Here is a 20,761-nt window from a genome sequence, read left to right as displayed (position 1 = left end):
CGTTCTGCCCAAGCAGGACGTCCGCTCAGGGTCGCCTCGTCCAGGTGTCGTCATCGCAGATAAAACCACCCAGCACGCACCCCTTTACGACGAGTGTCCTCTGTGACTGCAAGCTGATCGTGGTCTTGTAAGTGCGACCATCCTCCGGATTATACCCCTCCCCTGCAAGCAGCCCCGCCGTACCCTCAGGCCTGAAGCCAGTCAGGACCTGGACACCGAGCAGCGAGCGCCCGCGCAAATTGCTGTTGGGGTTTGATCGGTCGACCCGCTCCTGCTTGAGCCAGACGATCTTGCCGCAGAGCGCCTGCCCGCAGCGCGCGATCGCAATCTCGGACTCGCCATCGGAATCGCGCCAGCGCCCGACGACCTCGCTCATCGGGTCCGCAGCGGCGGCATGCAGTGACGGCATCGCCACCAACGCGGCGAGAACAAGCATTCTAGCGCTAAGTCTGGCCATCGCCATCCTCCTGATCCTCCCAACCCAAAGCAATGACGCCGGCGACGATCAGGGCGATGCCACCGGCTTGAACGGCATCGATCCGTTCGCCGAGCGCAAGCCAGGCGAGCAGAGGCACCGTGACATAGGCGAGCCCGGTCATCGGAAAGGCGCGGCTGAGCGGCATGTCACGCAGGATCAGCATCCAGACGATGAACGTTGCGGCATAGCCGAGCGCCGCCAGCCAGACGCCCGGCAGCGTCGATGCCCTGATCATCATCTGCAGCCCGAAATCCATGTCGGCGAGCCCGTCCGCCCCCCATTTGAAGGCAAGCTGGGTCGCGGTATCGAGCGCAATGAAGACCGTCCAGATCCAAAGCTGGCGCCATGGCACGGGCTGCCGCGAGGTCTCGATCGTGCTCATGCCGCCTGCTCCCTTTCCGCCTGCTCCCTTGCCGGTGTCCGGCGCAGCGCCCGCAGGTCCGGATCGAACCTGTCGAAGGCGAACCAGGGACTGGCCGATTTCAGGGCCCATTGCAGCGCGGCATTCCGGTGCCTGAAGAAGACCGTTGAAGGCACCAGCCGGCTGCCGAAGCGCAGTTTCGACGCATAGGCTGTCTGGCCGGTCTGCAGCCTGGCGATGCCGCGTTCGAGACAGAAACGAACATTCGTCATCCAGCTCACCACATAGAGGTTGTGCTGGCGGGCGAGCGGGTAGCGCATGCCGAGGAACTTATCGATCACCCTGTCATTCTCGATCAGCAGCAGATTGAAGGCGGCGAGCGTCTGGCCCACCCAATAGAGAGCAAAGACGGCGCGCTCGCCGAGCGCCGCCGAGACAGCCTTGAAGTAACCCGGGGGGAGCACCTCCAGATTACCGTAGTCGAGGCCGCTCTCGGCCCGCGTCGACTCGTAGAGCTCGGCGATCTCGCTCTCGATACCCTCGAGCCCATGCCGCATCTCGACCCGGACCTCGCCGGCCTTCGCCAGCTTGCGCCGGATATCCTTGCGCGTGGCAGCCGAGAGCGAGGCGAGATAGTCCGCCTCGCCAGCGAAGGGCAGATCGAGGACCGCGAACGGCAGGCTGCCGACACCAGCAAATCCCCGCGACAGCAGAGCATCACGCAGATCCGATGCACCCTGCGCGGCAACATCCTTCCAGGCCACGACATCGGCCCCCACGCTTCGGGCGTGCTGGTCGAGAATTTCGCCCAGCGCGGCGAATGCGGACGCGGATTGATCCGATCCAAGCCCATTGCGCACGCAGGCATGACAGCGTTCGGCATAGGGCGAGCCGACACAGAGCACCTTGAGGGAGACGAGACGCGGCGCCAGCCTGAACACCGCATCTCCGAAGCGCCGGAGCCCACCCTGAAATGGCGTATCAAGCCGATAGGTGAACAGGAAGAACGGCGCGATGGCACTGATGCCAAGGGCATCCTCGACACAGGCCGCGCCCATGGCGATCCCGCTGCCGCTTCCGGCCAGCGCCTGCTCGCAGGCGCTGTAATAGGCATGGTTTTCGGCTTCGCCGGGGCAGCAGAGATCCCACGCCTCGGGCGCAATCTCGGCGATCCGTTCGAGGATGCGGGCGCGCGGCGCGTTCATTCCGCCGCAACGGCGCAGAGGCTCGCCGGCTCCCGTCGGACCTTGTCTGGAACGGACAGCCGCGCCGCCAGGGCAAGCGAGCGGTCGATCACGACATCGCGCTGCTGGTCGATGGTCACGAGATGATAGCTGTCATTCAGCACGACGGTATCGACGATTCCGCCAAGGCGCCGCTGGATATAGGCCGCATTGGAGAGACCGGAGATGTCGTCCTCGCGCGCCTGCACGACGAGCGCGGGACAGGTGATCTCGCCCATCCGGCGGCGCGTGTCCTTGATCAGCGCCCACATCTGCTGAAGCGAGCCCGCGGGCGTGCCCAGGAGGCCGGCCTGCGAGCTGTCCCCGCCGCCCATCGCCCCCACGATCATCGCGCGGGTGCGCTCATCCTTGACGCCATAGGGCTCGCGCTCGACAAAGCGATAGCGGCGGCCCATGGGCGTGTTGATCAGCAGCTTCAGCAGAAAGCTGTACCAGGGGATCGACCAGCCATCGTACCAGAGCGTCGGGGCGTAGAGGGCAAGCCCCTGCACGTCGTCGCGGTGGCGTGCCGCGATATGCATCGCCATCACCGCCCCCATCGACAGTCCCCCGACGATGACCGTGTCGCAAATCAGCTTCATCCGTGCGAGCTCGGCCTCGACGCTGGCTGTCCAGTCGCGCCAGCCCGTCGCCAGGAGATCGCCCTCGCTGCCGCAATGCCCTGCCAACTGGGGGCAATGAACGGTGTGACCGGCCCGCGCCAGCGCGCGCGCGACGAGCCGCAGCTCAACTGGCGTGCCCCCCAGGCCATGGATCAGGAGGAACCCGGTCCGGCCACCGGCGAAGCGAAGGCTGTTGTCTTTTGCTGCCACGGAAACGGATCCCTCAGGCGGTGCGGGCGACGATGACGACGCCAAGAGTGATGAGACAGGCGCCGAGCCATTGCCGACGCACGACGCGCTCCTTGAGGAACACGGCGCTGGCAAGCGTGACGCCAAGGAAATTCAGGCTGGCGATCGGGAACGCGATCGAAAGCGGCACTTCGGCAAGAATCCGCAGCCAGACCACGACCTCGACGAGGTAGATCAGGATTCCCCAGCAGATCCAGCTGTCGCGCAGCGCGGCCAGGACGAGCGCCCGTCCGTGTACGTCGGGCAAACGATCAGCCCCAAGCTTGAAGCAGAGCTGGCCTGCGACATCGCAGATCACCGACAAGGCGAACCAGAGCACGAGCGTCATGACAGCACCCGGTCGAAGCAATCCAGCAGGACACCGTTCACGCGCGCATTGACCGCCAGCTCGGCGTCCGTGACCTGGCGTCGCGGCGGATGATCGAAATAGGCGAGCGTCGCCCGGAACGGATCGGCGAAGCGTGGCTCGGAATAGTCGCCGCAGATATCGACGCCGACGATCTCGCACTGCCCCGCCAGCCGCTCGATCGCGTGCAGCAGATTCTCGAGCGGCAGCTCGCCCTGATCCCAGTTGGTCGCGGCGTCGCCCGGGCCAAGAACATCCTTGTCGATCGTCAACCAGATCCGACGGGTCGGCAGGTTGCGGATCAGCTCATCGAGGAAGTCGTCCCAGTTCTCATCCGCGAGATTGCGCCAGTGCAGCGCCCCGGCCTTCTGCGTGTGCCCGCGTCCATCACGATAGCGGCGCCAGACGCGAGAGGGCGCATGCCGCCATGGGTAGAGTTCGATCCGCCCGTCGGAGACCGCGTCCAGATTGGCGAATTGCCATTCCGGCCTGACCAGGTCGCTGCTGCACGGGCCGATCGTCACGACCCGTTTGACGTGTTCGAGTTCGAGGGCGCGGTTGACCCAGGCGCCGCAATTCACGGTCGCCGGAAACCGCACCCAGTCGGGGTGATTGTCGAAATGCACGACCGTCAGCGGCCGACCGGTCTGCGCAAGCAGGCCGGCCGTCAGATGATGGAAGTCGCCTGATCCGTAGAATGTCACGGAAGCCTCGCCTTCGCGCATGGGTTTCGCGCGCAGTCGCTCGTGCAGCAGGCTCAGCGCCCGCCTGCTTGCGACGATACGCAATGCGCTTCCAAGATCGGTCGCATCGATGCGGGTGGCGGCTCCCGCATCGATGCGCCGGTGCAGCGGCTCCTGAACCGCCGCACTGCCGTCGAGGTCGATCACACGCAACTGCACGTCCGACCTCGCCGTTTTCAAACCCTGGCGACGCGCGTGAACAACTGATCGAGCAGCGCAAGCGCCAGATCGATCTCCGCGTGGGTCATTGTCAGCGCCGGAGCCAGTGTAATGACGTTCTTGTGGTAGCCGCCGATGTCGAGGACGAGCCCGTAGCGCTGGCCGTCGACCACCAGATCGGCCTTCATGCCTTCGTCGCACATCAGGTCGACCAACCGCTTCGACGGGGTGTAGCTGTCATGCGGCTCGCAGATCTCGATGCGCAGCGCCATGCCGAGACCATCGACGTCGCCAACGATCCGGTGCCGGCGCTTCAGTTCCTGGAGGCCTTCGAGGAAATAGGCCCCCTTCTCCATCACCATGGTCTCGTAGTCGTCCTCCTCCATCATCTTCATCGCCTCGAGCGCGACGGCGGTGCCGAGCGGGTTCGCGTTGAAGGTCGAGTGGGTCGAACCTGGCGGGAAGATGGTGGGGTTGATCAGCTCTTCCTTGGCCCAGATGCCGGAGAGCGGGTTCAGCCCGTTGGTGACCGCCTTGCCGAAGACGATCACATCCGGCTGCACGCCGAAATGCTCGATCGACCACAGCTTTCCGGTCCGGTAGAAGCCCATCTGGATCTCGTCGACGACGAGCAGGATGCCGTGCTGATCGAGGACCTTCTTCAGCTCGATGAAGAAATTCGGAGGCGGAATGACGTAGCCGCCGGTGCCCTGGAGCGGCTCGACATAGAAGGCCGCATATTCCGACTGGCCGGCCTTGGGATCCCAAACGCCGTTATACTCGCTCTCGAACAGGCGCGCGAACTGCTTCACGCAATGCACGCCGTATTCTTCCTTGCTCATGCCCTTGGGCGCGCGGAAATGGTAGGGAAACGGCACGAACTGGGCCCGCTCGCCGAAATGGCCGAAGCGCCGGCGATAACGGTAGGACGAGGTGATGGCGGAGGCACCGAGCGTGCGGCCGTGATAGCCGCCCTCGAAGGCGAACATCAGGCTCTTGCCGTTGCTCGCATTGCGCACGAGCTTCAGTGAATCCTCGACCGCCTGTGCGCCGCCGACATTGAAATGCACCCGGCCCTTGCTGCCGAATTTCGCCTGCGCATCACGGGCGATCATCGCGGCGAGTTCGATCTTCTCGCGGTGGAGATACTGGCTCGCAACTTGCGGCAGAGTGTCGATCTGGCGCTTCAGCGCCGCGTTCAGGCGCGGATTGGCGTAGCCGAAATTGACCGCCGAATACCACATCTGCAGATCGAGGAAGCGATTGCCCTCGGCATCGAACATGTAGGAGCCATCGCAGCCCGAGAAGATCTTCGGGAACTGCGTGTAATGGACCGTGTCGCCATGGGAGCAGTATTCCGCTTCGAGGGCGAGCAGGCGCGCCTCCTCCTCGGCATGGAGGCTCGTCGGCCGGGATTGCAGACCAGCCAGTACCGGGGAAGCCGGCTCAAGCAAGGCGTATCCGTCATCCATCGATCATATCCTTGAGTTGGTTCTGGGCTCCGCTCGTCACCGGGCTGGCCAGCAGTTCTTCCAGCAGGCCGACGGCCTCGGAAAAATCGGAGAAGGGGTGATGAGGCAGAGCGTTGTCGTGGCAATGCCCGATGAGGCTTTTCTTGGCGAAGACGAGATCCGCCTGGCCGGCGAGACAGAAATCCGAGCGGCCGTCACCGACGAGCAGGGTCAGCGGTCGTCCGAAGCCGTCGGCCACTCGGCATTTGCAGGTGCCGCTCGCGCAATCGCCGGATAGTGCAGCATGCGGCGACGTCAACTGCCAGCGCTCGCCGCCGACCGCAGCGAGGTGATTGGCGATGACGGGCAGTGCGCCGAGCCCGATCCGGCCCAGCACCGCGCGGATCGTGCGGTCAAGGCCGTCGGAGACGACCGTAACCGGGATATCGTGCCGCCGGCAGAGTGCGACGAAGGCGCTGAAGCCACTATCGATCGCAATCGTCTCGGTGAAGCCGTCGAGCACGGCCGGCAGCACGCGCAGCAATTCGACCTGCCTGGCCATGCATTCGCGGGAGCCGATCCGGCCGGAAACCCAGTCGTCCTCGATAGCCTCCCAGCCCGGTTCCGCGAAACGGGCCAGGATCTGGTCGGTCGTGTCTTCACACGTTATCGTTCCGTCGAAATCGACGATGGCCTGCCACAGCATGCTCGGCGCTCATTTGTAGCTCTCGGTGAATGCCGGTAGCGCAAGCGCTGTGCCATCTCGCAATCAATTGATATTGCTACAGATTCAGACGAATTGTCTGCGCCGTCCGCCTCCCATTCGCGGAGCTTCCCTCAAAAATTGGAGCCAAACCCTGCGTCGGCTCATCGGACAGGGAGGCCGATGGCGGCGACCTCATGCAGCGCCGCAACGACGCGGCGTTGCCCGCTTTCTTCACATGAGAAGCCGAGAGGTCCGTCTGGCGGAGGAGGTCATTGCCCCGTCAGCGCGGGGGAGGCCGACATCTCTGCAAGCCCGGAACCGCCCAGTGGTCAGGCGTACGAGGCCGCGCATCGTTACACGGCAGTGCGCGCCATCTGGAGCCCGCTGGCCATCGCTGCCTGCTGCTCCGCGACCACCAGGAGTGACGCGCCGTGTTCCCCGGCGAAAGCTCGTTCTGCTGCGGACCATGCCGGCATGATCCAGGGCTTTTCCGCTGCAGCGCAGGCTGAAGCGATCCGGCCGATATCGCCCCTGTCGGCATCACTGAGGCGATAGCGACCTCTCCCCCGCGTCAGCGAAAGGTCCGAGGGGCCAACGAAAACGCCATCCACGGTCGGCAGGGCGAGAATGGCTTCGACATCGGCAAGCGCCTCGGCCGTCTCGATCATCGGGTAACAGGCGGTTTCGCGGTTATCGTCCTCGAAATAGCTGGCGGACGGCGCGCCATAGCGGACGCTGCGGGCTCCGGCATAACTCCGGGTTCCCAGCATCGGGTATTTCGCCGAACGGCAGATTGCCGTTGCATGCGCCACCGAACCGACATGCGGGATCACGACGCCATTCGCGCCGAAATCGAGCGCCTGCTGGATCGGCTCGGCCTGCGGCCCGGCAACCTTGACCAGAACTTCGAGCTTCAGGGCGCGAGCAAGTGGAATGAGCTTGTCGAGATCCCCAAGCGACAGCGTCCCGTGCTCGACATCGAGAACGAGCGTATCGAATGCCAGGTCCGCCGCGATTTCGACGAAGACCACGTCGGGCGCTGCAAGCCAGCAGCCGATCTTGGGCTGTTTCCGCGTCATCGGATGCTCACCTGACAGAGGCAAAGGGCAGACGGCGGTGGCGCGCCAGCGGGATGCGCGTGCGGGCGAGATCGATCGCGGCAAGATCCAGCCGAGCTGCAACGATGCCTTCGCCCAGGGCGCGCTTGGCGATGACCGCGCCCCATGGTTCGGCGATGAGCGAGTGCCCGTAATTGTAGAGGATCTGCCCATCTTCCTCGAAGGGCCCCTCCTGCCCGGGCGCGAGAATGAAGCACTGGCTCTCGATGGCACGGGCCCGCAGCAGCGGCTCCCAATGCTCCTTGCCGGTGTGCAGGGTAAAGGCTGCCGGCACCGCGATCATGCGGGCGCCAGCGTCGACAAGCGCGCGAAACAATTCGGGGAAGCGCAGATCATAGCAGATCGTGCAGCCGACAGTGACGCCGTCGAGATCGAAGGTCACCAGCTCGGATCCCGCGCCGTAGATCTTGCCTTCGTCATAGACCGTGCCATCCGGCGCGGTGATCGCGAAGAGGTGGATCTTGCGATAGCGGGCGACCTCGCGCCCCATGCGGTCGAAGACGAGGCTCGTGTTGAAGATGCGGTCTCCGTCACGCTCGTTCAACGAGCCGCCATGGATGTAGACGGCGTGGCGGGCGGCAGCCTCTCGCAGCATGGCATAGGCTTCACCGCCCGGGCACGGCTCGGCCGCAGCGCGCTGGGCGTCGGCGTCGCCGCCATAGAGCGTGAAGCACTCCGGCAGCATGACGAGATCGGGCTTCTCTTCGCGGCAGGCCTGTTCGATCAGGCGCTGTGCTATGGCGATATTGGCGGCCTTGTCCTGGCCGGCATTCATCTGGATCAACGCGACTTTCATCATGTCTCGCTTGTTGGGGAATCCTGGCGGACGACAGCTCAGGCGGGCCGCTGGAGGGCGGTTTGCCTGCGCGCCCATCGGTCACTTCTTGAGGCTGACGGCCCAGAGTCTCGGCTTCGGCATGATGGTCGCGGCATAGCCCTGGACGCTCGAGCGCGCCGCGGCGACTTCGACACCGTTATAGAGCATCAGAAACGGCGCCTGCTCGATGAAGAGAGCATGGAGCTTGTCGAACAGGGCCTGACGTTCGCCATCCTTGGTTGACGCCAGGATATCGCGCAGGAGTTCCTCCGCCTGCGGATCGTCCCAGATCCGGTTCGGCCGCTTGTCCTTCGAGCCCATCACCGCGCCATAGGCCAGGGCGGGGTCATAGCGGGCCGAATAGGAGAAGGACTGCATCTGGTAGTTGCCCTTGCTGTAGCGATCGAGCTGCGTCGCCCATTCCAGCACCTCGAGCGTCGCGTTGATTCCGGCCGATTGCAGCATCGCCTGGGCGATGACAGCGCTCTCATAAGTGTCGCGCTCGTTCTTGTTCGCCATCAGCACGATCGACTGGCCGGCATAACCCGCCTCCTTCAGCAGGCGGGCAGCCTTGGCCGGGTCATAGCTATGGAGGCGGGCCTGCTCCTTCGAATAGAAGCGCGATTCCGTCGGGACGACCGAAGCGTTTGGTTGCCCCAGCCCTTCCGATACGGCCTTGACGAGTTCGCGCGTGTCGATCGCGGCGGCGATGGCCTGACGCATCTTGACGTTGGCCAGCAGCGGATCACGGGTCTGCAGCAGGATCGTGTTGAGCATCATGGTCGGCGAGGACGAGACCTTGATCTCCGGCCGCGCCTTCAGCTCTGGAATATCGGCCGCCGCCAGCGACGGCAGGATGTCGATATTGCCACGCAGCAGCGCGGCCTTGGCCGTGGCGTTGTCGGGGATCACCATGAAATTGACGGTATCGACGAGCGCGCGCTTGCCCCCGACATAACCATCCGGCTCGCCGCCACGATCGGTATAGCCGTCGAACCTGTCGAGGCGGACATATTCACCGCGCTTCCATTCCCCGAACTTGAATGGCCCGGTCCCGACCGGCGCCTTGAACGAGCCGTCAGGGTTGAAGGACGAGCGGGCGATGATCGCAGTCTGCCCGCACTGGTTCCGCGCGATGCCCGCGAGAAAGACAGAACTCGGCCGGTTCAGGGTGAAGACGACTGTGTCCGCATCGGGAGCAGCGATCTCGACCTTGAGTATGTCCGATCCGTTGTACTCTCCCGTGCAGAGCCAGCCCGTCTTCGGGTCCATGTAGCGCTGCCAGTTCCAGACGACATCCGCAGATGTCAACGTCGTGCCATCGTGGAACTTCACGCCCTTGCGCAGCTTGAGCGTATAGGTCAGCCCGTCCGGCGACACCTCGATGCTGTCTGCGAGCAGCGGCTTCGGGGTGCCGTTGGCGGAGTAGCCGACAAGGCCCTCGACCATGTGAAGCACCACGCCATCCGTCGTGTCGTCCCGGTTCACCCCGGGATTGACGCTCCGGATATCGGCATTGAGACGCACGCGCAGAGTGTCGGCCTCAGCCTTCGACGCCTGAAAACAGGCAGCGCCCATCATCAATGCGAGTGCCGTGAAACGCATTCTCATTCATTCCTCCCGGGATAGAAATGTCAGGCCGCGAGCATCTTCGGCTCGTCGGCGAGGCTGTATTGAGTGAAGCGGCGATCGAGGGCGGGAAGGGCCGCCACCTCCATCACGCCACTCGCCGGCTCCATCACCACCATCGCGACGGTCGCCGAGAGGTGAGCGTCGCGCAGGCCGGGCCGCGGTGGCCGGCAGACACTGTAGGGCGTGGCGAAATCGTCGAAGAGCGCAGCCTTCACCTCGGTGGCGGACAGGGCGCCACCGCTCTGATCCAGCAATCGGCGCACCCGCCAGTCGCGGTAGACGCTGTCGGGCACGTTGACGAGACCGGTATCCCTGAGCTTGCCGAGAGCAATGGGACTGACCCAGTGATTGGCGTGCACGATCAGCCCGTCGCTCGGATAGATCGCGAAAGCCTCGTCCGGGGCGCATTCGTAATTGACCGCAAACCCCTCTGCGCTCGACAGGATCATGTTGTTCGAGCAGGTCTTCTGCGTCGTCGCGACGGCCCTGATCGCGAAAGCGAGATGGGATTGCTCGAGCACCTTGCGGCGGATCAGGGCAAGCGGCACCCCCTGCTGGCGATAGTCGCGGTCGCTGTCGAGATAATTGGCGGTGATGGCGAGGCCAGCCGCATTCATGCCGGAACGGGCAAGCCCCCCGGCCTCAACGAAGGTCAGGAAATCCGGGCCGTTATCGGGGCGCACCCGCAGCACGATCGCCGTCTCCGCGCATTCGGCGCGCCAGTCCCAGTTCTGGGCGTGGATCAGCCGCCCCGACAGGCTGCGCTCCGGCATGACCACGAGACCGGTGCAGCCATCATCGGCTTCGTCTTGTTCCCGCTGCGGCCCGCTCCGTTCGATGCGGGCCTTGGCGATGACCTCGGTCCTGGCATTGACCATCACGATGTCTTCGAGCGTGACGCCAGCCCCTTCGGCTATCCCGCGCATCTCGTCGATGTAATGGGCTCCGAAGGCCTCGATCTCGCCCGCGAACGCCATGATCAGTTCGGACTGGGCCGCGGCCGAGTAGCCGAACTCCGCGAGCTGGTCGCCATAGAGCCCGACGCTCCGGCGCACGCGCTCCCTGGCGGCCTCGCCATATTGCCGGCCGCGCTCATGCGGGGCACCGGAGATAGAGACGAAGGGAAAGGGCGAGGTCGTCATTGGCATGCTCCTGCTAACGGGTGATCCACACGCCCCAGGCGCGCATCTTGCCGAAGCCGGTGACGCCGATGCCGTCGACGCGGTCGCTCGAGGCTTCGACGAGGGGGGTGTTGTAGAGGCTGACGATCGGTGCCTGGTCGATCATGCGCAGGTGCAGTTCGTCGAAGATCGCCTGGCGTCGGCCGGGATCGAGCTCCGCCGTCGACGAGGACAGCAGCGCGATCGCCTGCGGGTCCTCCCACTGGTTGTCAGGGTCGACATCCTTGGAGCCGACGATCGTCTTGTAGTTCAGCGAAGGTTCGAGCCGTGCCGTGAAGCGGAAGGACTGAAGCTGGAAATTGCCCTTGCTGTAGCGGTCGAGCTGGGTTGCCCATTCCAGCACCTCGAGATCGACATTGAAGCCGGCCTGCTTGAGCATCGACTGGAGAATGATGGCGGTATCGTAGAGATGGGCGAGCTTCTGCGACGTCTGCAGCTTGATCGGCCGCCCGTCATATCCGGCCTCCTTCAGCAGCCTGCGTGCGAGATCGGGGTCGTAGGCATAACCCTTGCCGTGGACGGCCGTATGGGCCGAGCTCGAGTCCGGGATGGCCGAGGGATTGGGCTTGCCGAGCCCGTCCGTCCTGGTTTCCACCAGCGTCTTGAGATCGATGGCATGGGCCAGCGCGCGTCTGACTCGAATATCGGCGAAGAGCGGATCGCGTGTCTGGACGAGCAGCACGTTCCAGCTCAGCCCCTGTGCGGTCGAGACCCTGACGCCCTTGGCCGCTCTCAGCTCGACCACATCCGAAACATCGGTGACGATCCAGTCAATCTGGCCTGCCCGCAGGGCCGTCCTGCGCGTGGCATCGTCGGGCACCACCATCCAGCGCACCTGATCGACATGGGCGAGGCGCGCGCCGGCATAGCCGCTCATCGGCTCGGAACGCGGTCGGTAGCCGGCAAATTTCTTGAGGAGGATGAACGAGTTCTTGCGCCACTCGGCGAAGGTGAAGGGGCCCGTGCCGACCGGCTGACGCCACTCGCCGTTCGGCCCGACCGAATCCTTGTGCAGGATGCCGGTCAGGCATTGGACATTGGCGACATAGTGCAGGAAGAGCGCCGACGGCGCGGCGAGCCTGAAGACCACCGTGCGGGCATCGGGCGTCTCGATCGCCTCGATCTTGGCGTCCTGCGAACCGTCATACCACCCCCGGCACTGCCATTTCGTCGCCGGGTCCAGCAGGCGGTCCCAGCTCCATTTCACGTCCGCCGAGGACATCGGCGCACCGTTATGGAAGGTGATGCCGTCGCGCAGGGTGAAGCTGTAGCTGCGCCCGCCATCGCCGACCGTGTAGGACTCGGCCAGCAACGGCGCGATGGTCAGGTCTTCGCGATAGGCGACCAGAGCCTCGAGCACATGATGGAGGATGGTGTCGCTGTCGCCGCTGCGCCGAACACCCGGCTCGCTGCTCGTGATATCGGTGGAGAGCGCGATGCGCAGCTCGCCACCCTGCTTCGGGACCTGAGCGAGCGCCTGCATCGGGCAGGCGAGCGCGGCCAGGGCCGCAAGCCATGCAACCTTCATGATCTCTCCCTTTCGTTCACGAGCGGCGCCCGGTTTTCCGGTGTCACCGCCCAAATGGCTGGCAGATCGCCGCGCCCTGCCCCCGCTAGAGGTTTTGCCGTTGGGCAAGCGCGCTGGCGAAGAACTCCTTCACCGGGGGGTGCACGAGATGTCCGATATGCTCGACGCCGGGCACGACATCGAAGCGCACCGGGATATCGAGGCTCAGGAAGGCGCGCTCCAGCGAGCGCAGGCGATCGACCCGCGTCACGCCGGTCTCGTTGATGCCCTCCATCCAGTTCGAGGAACTGGGAGCGACGGTGACGTCCCAGGTCTCGATGTCATCGCCGCCGATGACCATCTGGACCGCGACCTTCCGCATCTCGGACAGATCAAGTTCACGTCCGAAGATGCTCTTCAGATCGCCTGTCCCGAGCCACCACGGCTTGTCCGGGTTCGGCAGCGTCACGACGCCGGGAGCGCCGATCGAAACCGCCAGCAGTCGCTCCGGGTGCAGATAGAAGAAGCGGTGCACGAACTGCCCGCCGCCGGAGAAGCCGTGCATCAGCACCTTCTCGGCGTCGAGGCGATAGAGTTCGCCGATCTCCTCGATCATCGCCAGGACTAGGAGGTCGTAACGGATGCCGCGATAGAGGATGCGCTTGTAGTTATGCGTGTCACCCGGCTCCCCGATCCCGCAGGGAAAGAGCGGCACCAGGACGACGCATTGGTTGGCTTCGGCGAAATCGATGAACTGGTCGCGCAGGCTGTCGACCGTGCGGGTGCTGCCATGGATCAGAACGGCCAGCGGATAGCGCTTCGTGCCGTTCTCCTCATAGCCCTCGGGAATATAGCAGCAATAGGAGAAGCGCTGGTCGGCCTGGCAGGCAAAGATCGCCGTCCGTCCGAGCTGGTAATAGGAGAGCTTCTCGCCATGTCCGTTGCGCGTCATCGGTCGTCTTTCTCCGGTCGTCTCACGCTTGGCTGATCGTCTTGGTGACAAGATAGGCGTCGAGCCCCTCGGTGCCGCCCTCGCGGCCGTCGCCGCTATCCTTGACCCCGCCGAATGGGGTTTCCGCCGCAGCGATCTCGAAGCGGTTGATGCCGACCATCCCGGCCTCGATCCGTTCGCCGAGGGCAAGGGCCCGTGCGCCGGAGCCCGTGAATGCATAGGCGGCGAGCCCGACCGGCAGGCCGTTGGCACGACTGATGACCTCGTCCAGATCGCGGAAGCGGGCGATCGGAGCCACCGGTCCGAAGGGCTCCTCGCTCATGATCGCCGCGGCCTCCGGCACATCGGCGAGAACAGTCGGCGCATAGAAGAAGCCACGATTGCCGATGCGCTCACCGCCGCAGACAAGCCTGGCGCCATGGCGTTGGGCATCCTCGATCAATCCATGCACCGCTTCGAGCCGCCTGGCATTGGCAAGCGGCCCCATGCCGATGCCCTGGTCGAGGCCATTACCGACCTTGATCCGCTGGGCGGCCGAGGCGAAGGCGGTGACGAAGCGATCATGCACCGCCTCGTGGACATAGAACCGTGTCGGCGCGACACAGACCTGGCCGGCATTACGGAATTTTCGCTGAGCGCCGAGCGCAGCCACCGCCTCGACATCGACATCATCGAATACCAGGACGGGAGCGTGGCCGCCGAGTTCCAGTGTCGCGCGCTTGGGCCCATGGGCGGCCAGGGCAGCAACCGCACGCCCTCCCGCCGTGGAACCGGTGAACGACACCTTCCGGATGACCGCTGAGCTGACGAGATGCCGCGAGACCGTTGGCGGATCTCCCAGGACGAGATTGATCGCGCCCGCCGGCACGCCTGCCTCGACGCAGGCCTCGACCAGGGCAAGGCAGGTCGCCGGGGTTTCTTCCGACGGCTTGATGATGATCGAACAGCCGGCACCCAGCGCACCGGCGATCTTGCGCGCCGGCGTCAGCGCCGGAAAATTCCAGGGCGTGAAGGCGGCAACGGGGCCGATCGGCTCCCGCACCACGATCATCCGGGCGCCGGCCGTGCGGCTTGGAACGACCCGACCATAGGCGCGGCGCCCTTCCTCTGCATACCATTCGAAGACCTCGGCAGACGCGGCCACCTCGCCGCGCGCCTCGGCGAGAGGCTTGCCCTGCTCACGCGTCATCACCTCGCCAATGGCGTCCTGACGCGCCCGCAGCAATTCGCCGACGCGACGCAGGATACGGCAGCGTTCGAAGACCGAGACCGCGCGCCAGGCAGAAAAGCCCGCCTCGGCAGCCTTCAGCGCGTCGTCGAGATCGACCGCCGATGCCAGGCGCGCCGTGGCCAGGATGTCGCCGGTCGCAGGATCATGGATCTCGATCTCGGCGCCGGAGCCCGCGCGAGCCGCGCCGCCGATATGCAGGGTGATGTCGGGATAGGCGCTCACGTCGCGCAACCTCTTCAAACGGGGATGGGCCAGATCAGGCGATGGTTGCGAGCGCCTTGCGGATGCTGGCGAAGAGGCGGTCGATCTCGTCGGGCTCGATCGTCAGCGGCGGCGACAGCACCAGCAGGTCGGCGCCCGCGCGCACGAGGACACCGTCCTGGAAACAGGCCTCGGCGCATTCCGAGCTGCGCTGCCCCGCTCCGCCAGGCCGCGGTTCGAACTCGATCGCGGCCACGAGACCGATAGTGCGGATATCGATGACATGCGGCGCGCCCTTCAGGGCATGCGCCGCATCCTCCCAGTGGCGCGCGATCCGCCGGGCGCGTTCGAACAGCCCTTCCTCTTCATAGACCTGCAGGGTGGCAAGGCCCGCGGCGCAGGCGAGCGGGTGCCCCGAATATGTATAGCCGTGGAAGAGCTCGATGCTGCGTTCCGGACCGGTCATGAAGGCCTCGTAGATATGCGGCCCGACAATGGTCGCCCCCATCGGCACAGCGCCATTGGTCAGCCCCTTGGCGCAGGTGATCATGTCGGGAACAACGCCGAAAGCTTCGGCGGCGCTGGAGGCGCCGAGCCGCCCGAAGCCCGAGATCACCTCGTCGAAGATCAGCAGGATGCCGTGCTTGTCGCAGATTTCGCGCAGACGCCTGAGATAGCCCTTGGGCGGCGGCAGCACGCCGGTCGAGCCCGCAACCGGTTCGACGATGACAGCCGCGATCGTTGACGCATCATGGATCTGCACGAGCCGCTCGAGATCCTCGGCGAGATCAGCGCCGTGATCGGGCTCGCCGCGCGAGAAGGCATTCCTGGCCAGGTCCAGCGTGTGCGGGAGATGGGCGACACCCGGCAGGAGGGGCCCGAAATCGCGGCGATGCCGGCTGATGCCGGCGACCGAGAGCCCGCCGAAGCCCATGCCGTGATAGCCGCGCGCCCGGCCGATCAGGCGGGTGCGTCCTGCCTCGCCGCGCTGGCGGTGATAGGCCAGCGCGATCTTGAGCGCGGTGTCGACCGCTTCCGAGCCCGAATTGGAGAAGAAGACATGGTCGAGCCCCTTCGGCATCATGTTGGCGATGCGGCTCGCCAGCGTGAAGGCGTCGGGATGCCCCATCTGGAAACAGGAGACGTAGTCGAGCCTGTCGACCTGGGCCTTGATCGCCTCCTTGATCCGCGGATGGCCATGTCCGGCATTCACGCACCAGAGCCCGGCCATGCCGTCGAGGATCCGGCGCCCGTCGGCCGTCAGGTAATAATTGCCCTCGGCACCGACGAAGAGGCGCGGATCACTCTTGAAACGCCGATTGGCCGTGAACGGCATCCAATGGGCATCGAGGTCATTCGGGCGGGCGGCGGCGGAAGCGAGCAAGATTGAACCTCAGGAGCGCTGGATGATATTTTGATCTTTTTGCAAAAATAATACAATGTCAAGCGAACATGATGGCGGCGTTCGGGCCAGCCGAATATCACGAATGTAAAGGCGTGACGCCTTCGGCCCAGCCGCGGGCAAGGAGAGACCGGCTCAGCGCGGCGCGCGCGTCAGATGCTGGCGCATCAGGGTCGCCGCCCAGTTCGTGTCGCCCTGCTCGAGCGCATCCAGGATCGCCAGGTGTTCCCGGCAGGATCGCAGCAACGCCTCCCGATCGAGACCGCCGTAATCGGCGTACTCAGTCAGGCGCCGCAGGGAGTTCTGCGCCTCCATCGCCTGGACGACGAAGCGATTGCCGGAGCAGGCGGCGAGCATGCCGTGAAAGCCGGCATTGATCTCGAAGAAGCGCTCTGCGGACGGCGTATGGTCGAGATCGGCGATGAAAGCATCATGCGCTGCCCGGCTTCGGACAAAGGCCGGCCTGTTGATCCGAAAGCTCGGCTCACACAGCCCCATGCATTCGATCATCATACGGAAGCGATAGCTTTCCTCGCGCGCCTCAGGCGAGGCGAGCGACGGTACGAAGCTCCAGCCGTGACCGCGGCGCCGCTTGATCAGCCCATCCTCCGCGAGGCGCAGCAGAACCTTGCTGAGCGCGCTTCTGCCGATCTGATAGGTCTGCAAGAGGTCGGTTTCGATGAGGTTCTCGGGCAGGCGGCCGGCCTCGCGATCCCGCAGGATGGCATGAATGATGTCCTCGTCGCGCGCGCTCGGCAGGGAGCGCTCTGCGGCCTCGAGATCCTTGCCGTCCCGCGCAAGAAAAAAGCCCTGGTTCGCGCGCGCTTCGACTGCGCCCTGCTCGGCCAGCAGGCCGAGCGCGGCCCGCACCGGAGTACGCGAAACCTCGAAAGCTCGGGCAATCTCGGCCTCCCGCAGGTGGAAGCCGGCCGACCACTGCTTCTCGGCGGCGCAGGCCAGAATTCGCTTCGCGAGAGCGGTATGGAGATTGCTGGGCTTCCGCGATGTCTGGCGGGGAAGCGAACGCTCATTCATCAAGACGACTCCGTGCGCCGCAGCCCTAGCCGAATTGCATTATTTTTTCAACGAGAACAGAACCCTATCACGACCTCTCGTGCAGTCGACCTCGCCGTCCATCAGCGAGCGCCCGCCCCGATCTAGTAGGGAAGGCCGACCCTCACCAAACGCCGTGCTCCGGCCGCGTTTGCGTATCACGCAAGGAGACGATAGCGCCGAGAACCTCGAAGAGTTCCTCGGCGCTATCGTCTCAACTGAATGGCTGTATTCGCCCGCCCGCACCGAGCATCGGATGTGACACGCGGGAATTTGCCCTGTTGCAGAATATGCCATGGGTCATCTGTTGACCTGCGCCGGTCCGAGTGAAACGCGAATATTCAAGCCGAAGCTGGTTGTGCACCGATGCGTCGACCCGTTTCGCCCTTGAAGACTGGCCGAAGATCGATGTCCTGAGGGATGATCACGTCTCGTGCCAGAGACGGAAGGGCACTCCAATCATTCTTCCCCATGATCTGGACGGCCTGGACGATGCGCTGTGTCTTGCAGTGAGGACAGCCACGGAGCGTCGAAGTTGCGAGGATCGTGCCTTCCCGAATCCGCCCTTTGTCCGGATCATGCCCCATCCACTCGGCGAAAGCGGGCCCGTCGACGGGATGGTCAAAGAGATTGTCATAGTAAGTGGCGAAGGCCTCTCGATCGTTGAAGTGCTGCGAGCTCGTCGCCAGTTTGCGCGGATAGCGCGAGCACACGGTGCAAACCGGATGATTTTTGAGGATCAAATAGGTCGCGATACCGCCGAGAATGAACCCAACGAACTGGAAGAAGGCTAGCCAGTATCCAAAGGAGCCGACTGCGCCGGTGTCTGTCTGAGCCCGCCCAATCCGCATGTGAGCCGTCGTCAGTCGGATGTCGAGGTAATCGAAGAAGCCGATCCGATCAGCAACACGGATGCCGTTGTCGAGGACCAGCGTCGAATACTCGGCGTAGTAGATCGCGAACTGCGCGAGCGCCGCCACGATCATGACCTGCACAAGCAGGAACCAATTCGGGCGAGTGTGGAAGAGCAGACTCCCGAAGTAATAGCCGGATGCAGCAGCAGCTCCCGTCAGCGCCGCCCCAACTGGGACGACGACCCAGACGCTCAATGCAAACAAATTGAAGCCTGTCGCGCGATCGATGGCCGTCACTAAGGCCACTGTGATGGCGAACGATAAAATCCCGAAGAATGCCACACCGACATGGCCGCCAAAGTTCTTCATCTCACGCCCCATTCCCCCGGTATCGCATGCATGTAATCTAGCCCAACGATGAAGGCGATAAGCAACAAGTCCAATGTTCCCTTACGGTGACAATCTCACTCATGGTTTCCGGTCCCCCGTCGTTTGGGCTCTGCTGGCTCTGATGATTGCGGTCACAGCCGCCGACGAGCTTTCTGGGCTGCACCGCGCTCTCGTTGCCGAGCTCGGCTTCACGCCGGTGCTGTTTTCCACCCAGCCTTGGCGCCATATGCATACCTTGGTCACCGCCAGCCTTTTGCACGGCGACATGTTCCACTTGGCGGGCAATTGTCTGTTTCTGTGGGTGTTTGGCAGGTCACTAGAGCGCTTGTTCGGTTGGTGGCGTTTCGCCCTGGTATTTCCGTTTTTGGGTGTAACGGGATTTGTCGTGCATTGGTTATTGTCGCCAGCTTCTCGCGTTCCCGTCATTGGGGCCTCGGGTGCGGTCTCGGCTTTGTTGGGCGCCTATCTCGTGCTGTTCCCGTACGCGCGGATGCGCACGATCATTGTCTACCTGCCGTTCTGGAAGCGGATCGCCGTACCGGCCTGGGCTTTTCTGGGCTACTGGGCCGGCCTCCAGGTTGCTTCCCTGGCACTAGGCATGGGCGAGGATGACGGCACAGCCTATGCGGTGCATGTTGGCGCACTCGCTCTCGGCATGATGATCGCCGCGATCTGGAAGACATCCTACCCGGCAGCAGAGGAAGAGCTTGAAGCCTTCGTGGATACGTCCTTCGCGGCTGCCCCGCCCCCTGCTCGGGCGTCCCGACTTTGCTGATGGGCGGCATCGAAACCTTACGGACGCATGCCCGCGTCGCCGACCGCAGCACGTCAGGCGCGGGGGATGCAGATTTCTCTGAAGATGCTTGATGTCCAGGCGGCAGTGGAAGCGTTTGACACGCTGATGCTCTCCTCGCAGCGCGAGGCTTCCAGCACGATGCGGATCTTCTCCTGCGTCGAGAACAGTCGACGTTCCGCGCACCGGCGGCAGACCGGATCCAAGTGACCACGATGCTCCAGACATGGATTCCGACAGGGCTGGCCGGGCCGACCAGTTGGCCGGGCGCATCGCGTAGACGCCCCGCCGGCCAGGCAAGCCAGACCGTGCTGCTGGCGTTACGGCGCCCGGCTGGCCTTGCCGTCACGCGCAGCGTCGACAACGTCGCGGATGGCATCGATCACGAGTTGCGGCCGTTCCTTGTGGATCTCGTGGCCGCTGTCGGTGTGCGTGACATGCCTGGCGCCCGGCACGAGTGCAGCGAGCTTTGCCTGCGCCTCCTTCTGCGCCCTGTCAGTGACGTAGCCGAAATCGGAAGGAATGTCGGCGGGCAGCCGGCCATCGGCGATAAGCCCCGGGACGAGCGGTCCCCAGGGGTGATCCGCGCTCAGCACGGTCAAAGGCATCGGTCGGAGCGGCTCGGCAGCGAGCAGTTGATCGAAGCTGAGATTCGCATCGACTCGCTCGATCGCCGGATAGACTTTGAGGGCTTCAGTCAGGTCGCCATCGAGCAGCACGCGTTGGATCGCCCATTCACGAGGGGCCTGCGCTGCCCGAAGCCCCTCTGACAAGGCATCGAGGAGCACCATCCCATTCACCTCGTCGGGATAGGTCATCGCATAGAGCCAGCTAACGAGCTCGCCATAGGAATGCCCGACGACCACGAAAGGCGTCGCGATGCCGGCAGCGGTCACCAGCGCATGCAGATCGGTGACCGCCGCCCGCGCGGTGACCGGCTGCGAGACCGGGTCGGTGCGGCTCGGCGCTTCGCCGACCGGAGTTCCCGGCCGGTCGTAGGCGCAGACCCGCGTGAACCCCGCCACTGCGGAAAAGACGTTCACCTTGCCTGGCTCGGACTGGGTCCAATCAGCGGCGGAGGCTCTCGCGCCTGCCACGATGACGACGGCAGGAGCCCCCATGCCACGACATCCGAGGTACATCTTGCGGCTGCCGTCGACGTTGACCACGCCTGAGACATCGCCGCTCTCCGCAAGCGCTGAGCCTGATGAGGCAACAAGGCCGATCATCAGGAGGAGGACGCACTGAGGTGACATTGAACGGGCTCTCCGGCGCGGCATTCGGCATCCCT

Annotated in this window: 21 protein-coding genes; 2 read left to right on the top strand and 19 right to left on the bottom strand. The window is 64.5% G+C overall.

Annotation, left to right across the window (positions count from 1 at the left end; translation table 11 throughout):
• Nucleotides 1-25: 25 nt before the first annotated feature.
• The 18 genes from AB4118_RS01770 to AB4118_RS01685 form a co-directional block, all read right to left on the bottom strand.
• Nucleotides 26-457, bottom strand: coding sequence for a DUF2147 domain-containing protein (locus AB4118_RS01770; RefSeq protein WP_441488104.1), 432 nt, complete (start codon nt 455-457; stop codon nt 26-28).
• Nucleotides 444-860: an EamA family transporter gene (locus AB4118_RS01765; protein WP_441488103.1), complete on the bottom strand. Its 417-nt coding sequence runs from the start codon at nt 858-860 to the stop codon at nt 444-446. The genes AB4118_RS01770 and AB4118_RS01765 overlap by 14 nt, the downstream gene beginning before the upstream one ends.
• Nucleotides 857-2,044 carry a GNAT family N-acetyltransferase gene (locus tag AB4118_RS01760; protein WP_441488102.1) on the bottom strand — a complete coding sequence of 396 codons (1,188 nt, stop codon included), beginning with the start codon at nt 2,042-2,044 and terminating at the stop codon, nt 857-859. The genes AB4118_RS01765 and AB4118_RS01760 overlap by 4 nt, the downstream gene beginning before the upstream one ends.
• The gene (locus AB4118_RS01755) at nt 2,041-2,895 is read right to left on the bottom strand and encodes an alpha/beta hydrolase (protein WP_441488101.1); all 855 of its coding nucleotides are present in this window, start codon (nt 2,893-2,895) and stop codon (nt 2,041-2,043) included. The genes AB4118_RS01760 and AB4118_RS01755 overlap by 4 nt, the downstream gene beginning before the upstream one ends.
• Nucleotides 2,896-2,908: 13 nt before the next feature.
• On the bottom strand, nt 2,909-3,262 hold the full coding sequence (locus tag AB4118_RS01750; RefSeq protein WP_441488100.1) for an EamA family transporter: 354 nt from the start codon (nt 3,260-3,262) through the stop codon (nt 2,909-2,911).
• The gene (locus tag AB4118_RS01745) at nt 3,259-4,182 is read right to left on the bottom strand and encodes an arginase family protein (RefSeq protein ID WP_441488099.1); all 924 of its coding nucleotides are present in this window, start codon (nt 4,180-4,182) and stop codon (nt 3,259-3,261) included. The genes AB4118_RS01750 and AB4118_RS01745 overlap by 4 nt, the downstream gene beginning before the upstream one ends.
• 17 nt (nt 4,183-4,199) lie before the next feature.
• Nucleotides 4,200-5,654: an aspartate aminotransferase family protein gene (locus AB4118_RS01740; protein ID WP_441488098.1), complete on the bottom strand. Its 1,455-nt coding sequence runs from the start codon at nt 5,652-5,654 to the stop codon at nt 4,200-4,202.
• Nucleotides 5,647-6,339 (bottom strand): MtnX-like HAD-IB family phosphatase, encoded by a 693-nt coding sequence (locus tag AB4118_RS01735; RefSeq protein ID WP_441488097.1) that lies wholly within the window; start codon nt 6,337-6,339, stop codon nt 5,647-5,649. The genes AB4118_RS01740 and AB4118_RS01735 overlap by 8 nt, the downstream gene beginning before the upstream one ends.
• A gap of 353 nt (nt 6,340-6,692) precedes the next feature.
• Nucleotides 6,693-7,418 (bottom strand): HpcH/HpaI aldolase family protein, encoded by a 726-nt coding sequence (locus AB4118_RS01730; RefSeq protein ID WP_441488096.1) that lies wholly within the window; start codon nt 7,416-7,418, stop codon nt 6,693-6,695.
• 7 nt (nt 7,419-7,425) lie between these two features.
• On the bottom strand, nt 7,426-8,256 hold the full coding sequence (locus AB4118_RS01725; RefSeq protein WP_441488095.1) for a carbon-nitrogen hydrolase family protein: 831 nt from the start codon (nt 8,254-8,256) through the stop codon (nt 7,426-7,428).
• Nucleotides 8,257-8,334: 78 nt separating this feature from the next.
• Nucleotides 8,335-9,885, bottom strand: coding sequence for an ABC transporter substrate-binding protein (locus AB4118_RS01720; protein ID WP_441488094.1), 1,551 nt, complete (start codon nt 9,883-9,885; stop codon nt 8,335-8,337).
• A 23-nt stretch (nt 9,886-9,908) separates the two neighbouring features.
• Nucleotides 9,909-11,048, bottom strand: coding sequence for a C45 family autoproteolytic acyltransferase/hydolase (locus AB4118_RS01715; protein WP_441488093.1), 1,140 nt, complete (start codon nt 11,046-11,048; stop codon nt 9,909-9,911).
• A gap of 13 nt (nt 11,049-11,061) precedes the next feature.
• The gene (locus AB4118_RS01710; RefSeq protein WP_441488092.1) at nt 11,062-12,615 is read right to left on the bottom strand and encodes an ABC transporter substrate-binding protein; all 1,554 of its coding nucleotides are present in this window, start codon (nt 12,613-12,615) and stop codon (nt 11,062-11,064) included.
• 85 nt (nt 12,616-12,700) lie between these two features.
• Nucleotides 12,701-13,546 carry an alpha/beta hydrolase gene (locus tag AB4118_RS01705; protein WP_441488091.1) on the bottom strand — a complete coding sequence of 282 codons (846 nt, stop codon included), beginning with the start codon at nt 13,544-13,546 and terminating at the stop codon, nt 12,701-12,703.
• A gap of 22 nt (nt 13,547-13,568) precedes the next feature.
• A complete protein-coding gene (locus AB4118_RS01700) occupies nt 13,569-14,999 on the bottom strand; it encodes an NAD-dependent succinate-semialdehyde dehydrogenase (protein WP_441488090.1) in 1,431 nt (476 codons plus the stop codon).
• A 34-nt stretch (nt 15,000-15,033) separates the two neighbouring features.
• Entirely contained in the window at nt 15,034-16,362 is a 1,329-nt protein-coding gene (gene aptA / locus AB4118_RS01695; RefSeq protein WP_465248503.1) for an omega-aminotransferase AptA, read from the bottom strand.
• Between the two features lie 153 nt (nt 16,363-16,515).
• Entirely contained in the window at nt 16,516-17,415 is a 900-nt protein-coding gene (locus AB4118_RS01690; protein WP_441488089.1) for a GntR family transcriptional regulator, read from the bottom strand.
• 359 nt (nt 17,416-17,774) lie between these two features.
• Complete coding sequence (locus AB4118_RS01685) at nt 17,775-18,656, bottom strand: hypothetical protein (RefSeq protein ID WP_441488088.1); 882 nt, start codon at nt 18,654-18,656, stop codon at nt 17,775-17,777.
• A gap of 142 nt (nt 18,657-18,798) precedes the next feature.
• On the opposite strand from AB4118_RS01685, the gene AB4118_RS01680 reads away from it, so the two are divergent.
• Together AB4118_RS01680 and AB4118_RS01675 are read left to right on the top strand one after the other, a co-directional pair.
• Nucleotides 18,799-19,452: a rhomboid family intramembrane serine protease gene (locus tag AB4118_RS01680; RefSeq protein ID WP_441488087.1), complete on the top strand. Its 654-nt coding sequence runs from the start codon at nt 18,799-18,801 to the stop codon at nt 19,450-19,452.
• A 66-nt stretch (nt 19,453-19,518) separates the two neighbouring features.
• Entirely contained in the window at nt 19,519-19,680 is a 162-nt protein-coding gene (locus AB4118_RS01675) for a hypothetical protein (protein WP_441488086.1), read from the top strand.
• A gap of 110 nt (nt 19,681-19,790) precedes the next feature.
• On the opposite strand, the gene AB4118_RS01670 is transcribed toward AB4118_RS01675, so the two are convergent.
• Nucleotides 19,791-20,726 carry an alpha/beta fold hydrolase gene (locus AB4118_RS01670; RefSeq protein ID WP_441488085.1) on the bottom strand — a complete coding sequence of 312 codons (936 nt, stop codon included), beginning with the start codon at nt 20,724-20,726 and terminating at the stop codon, nt 19,791-19,793.
• Nucleotides 20,727-20,761: the final 35 nt, after the last annotated feature.

Source organism: Allobosea sp. 2RAB26 (genome assembly GCF_052115465.1).
Lineage (GTDB): Bacteria > Pseudomonadota > Alphaproteobacteria > Rhizobiales > Beijerinckiaceae > Allobosea.
This window is presented reverse-complemented; position numbering and strand designations above follow the sequence as displayed.

What these genes read in the sequence shown, in the direction of transcription:
- AB4118_RS01730 (WP_441488096.1), bottom strand. Translation starts at nt 7,418, where the DNA reads ATGACGCGGAAACAGCCCAAGATCGGCTGCTGGCTTGCAGCGCCCGAC.
- AB4118_RS01680 (WP_441488087.1), top strand. Translation starts at nt 18,799, where the DNA reads ATGATTGCGGTCACAGCCGCCGACGAGCTTTCTGGGCTGCACCGCGCT.
- AB4118_RS01690 (WP_441488089.1), bottom strand. Translation starts at nt 17,415, where the DNA reads ATGAATGAGCGTTCGCTTCCCCGCCAGACATCGCGGAAGCCCAGCAAT.
- AB4118_RS01725 (WP_441488095.1), bottom strand. Translation starts at nt 8,256, where the DNA reads ATGATGAAAGTCGCGTTGATCCAGATGAATGCCGGCCAGGACAAGGCC.
- AB4118_RS01740 (WP_441488098.1), bottom strand. Translation starts at nt 5,654, where the DNA reads ATGGATGACGGATACGCCTTGCTTGAGCCGGCTTCCCCGGTACTGGCT.
- AB4118_RS01670 (WP_441488085.1), bottom strand. Translation starts at nt 20,726, where the DNA reads ATGTCACCTCAGTGCGTCCTCCTCCTGATGATCGGCCTTGTTGCCTCA.
- AB4118_RS01770 (WP_441488104.1), bottom strand. Translation starts at nt 457, where the DNA reads ATGGCCAGACTTAGCGCTAGAATGCTTGTTCTCGCCGCGTTGGTGGCG.
- AB4118_RS01675 (WP_441488086.1), top strand. Translation starts at nt 19,519, where the DNA reads ATGCAGATTTCTCTGAAGATGCTTGATGTCCAGGCGGCAGTGGAAGCG.
- AB4118_RS01685 (WP_441488088.1), bottom strand. Translation starts at nt 18,656, where the DNA reads ATGAAGAACTTTGGCGGCCATGTCGGTGTGGCATTCTTCGGGATTTTA.
- AB4118_RS01705 (WP_441488091.1), bottom strand. Translation starts at nt 13,546, where the DNA reads ATGACGCGCAACGGACATGGCGAGAAGCTCTCCTATTACCAGCTCGGA.
- AB4118_RS01710 (WP_441488092.1), bottom strand. Translation starts at nt 12,615, where the DNA reads ATGAAGGTTGCATGGCTTGCGGCCCTGGCCGCGCTCGCCTGCCCGATG.
- AB4118_RS01750 (WP_441488100.1), bottom strand. Translation starts at nt 3,262, where the DNA reads ATGACGCTCGTGCTCTGGTTCGCCTTGTCGGTGATCTGCGATGTCGCA.
- AB4118_RS01720 (WP_441488094.1), bottom strand. Translation starts at nt 9,885, where the DNA reads ATGAGAATGCGTTTCACGGCACTCGCATTGATGATGGGCGCTGCCTGT.
- AB4118_RS01715 (WP_441488093.1), bottom strand. Translation starts at nt 11,048, where the DNA reads ATGACGACCTCGCCCTTTCCCTTCGTCTCTATCTCCGGTGCCCCGCAT.
- AB4118_RS01735 (WP_441488097.1), bottom strand. Translation starts at nt 6,339, where the DNA reads ATGCTGTGGCAGGCCATCGTCGATTTCGACGGAACGATAACGTGTGAA.
- AB4118_RS01765 (WP_441488103.1), bottom strand. Translation starts at nt 860, where the DNA reads ATGAGCACGATCGAGACCTCGCGGCAGCCCGTGCCATGGCGCCAGCTT.
- AB4118_RS01760 (WP_441488102.1), bottom strand. Translation starts at nt 2,044, where the DNA reads ATGAACGCGCCGCGCGCCCGCATCCTCGAACGGATCGCCGAGATTGCG.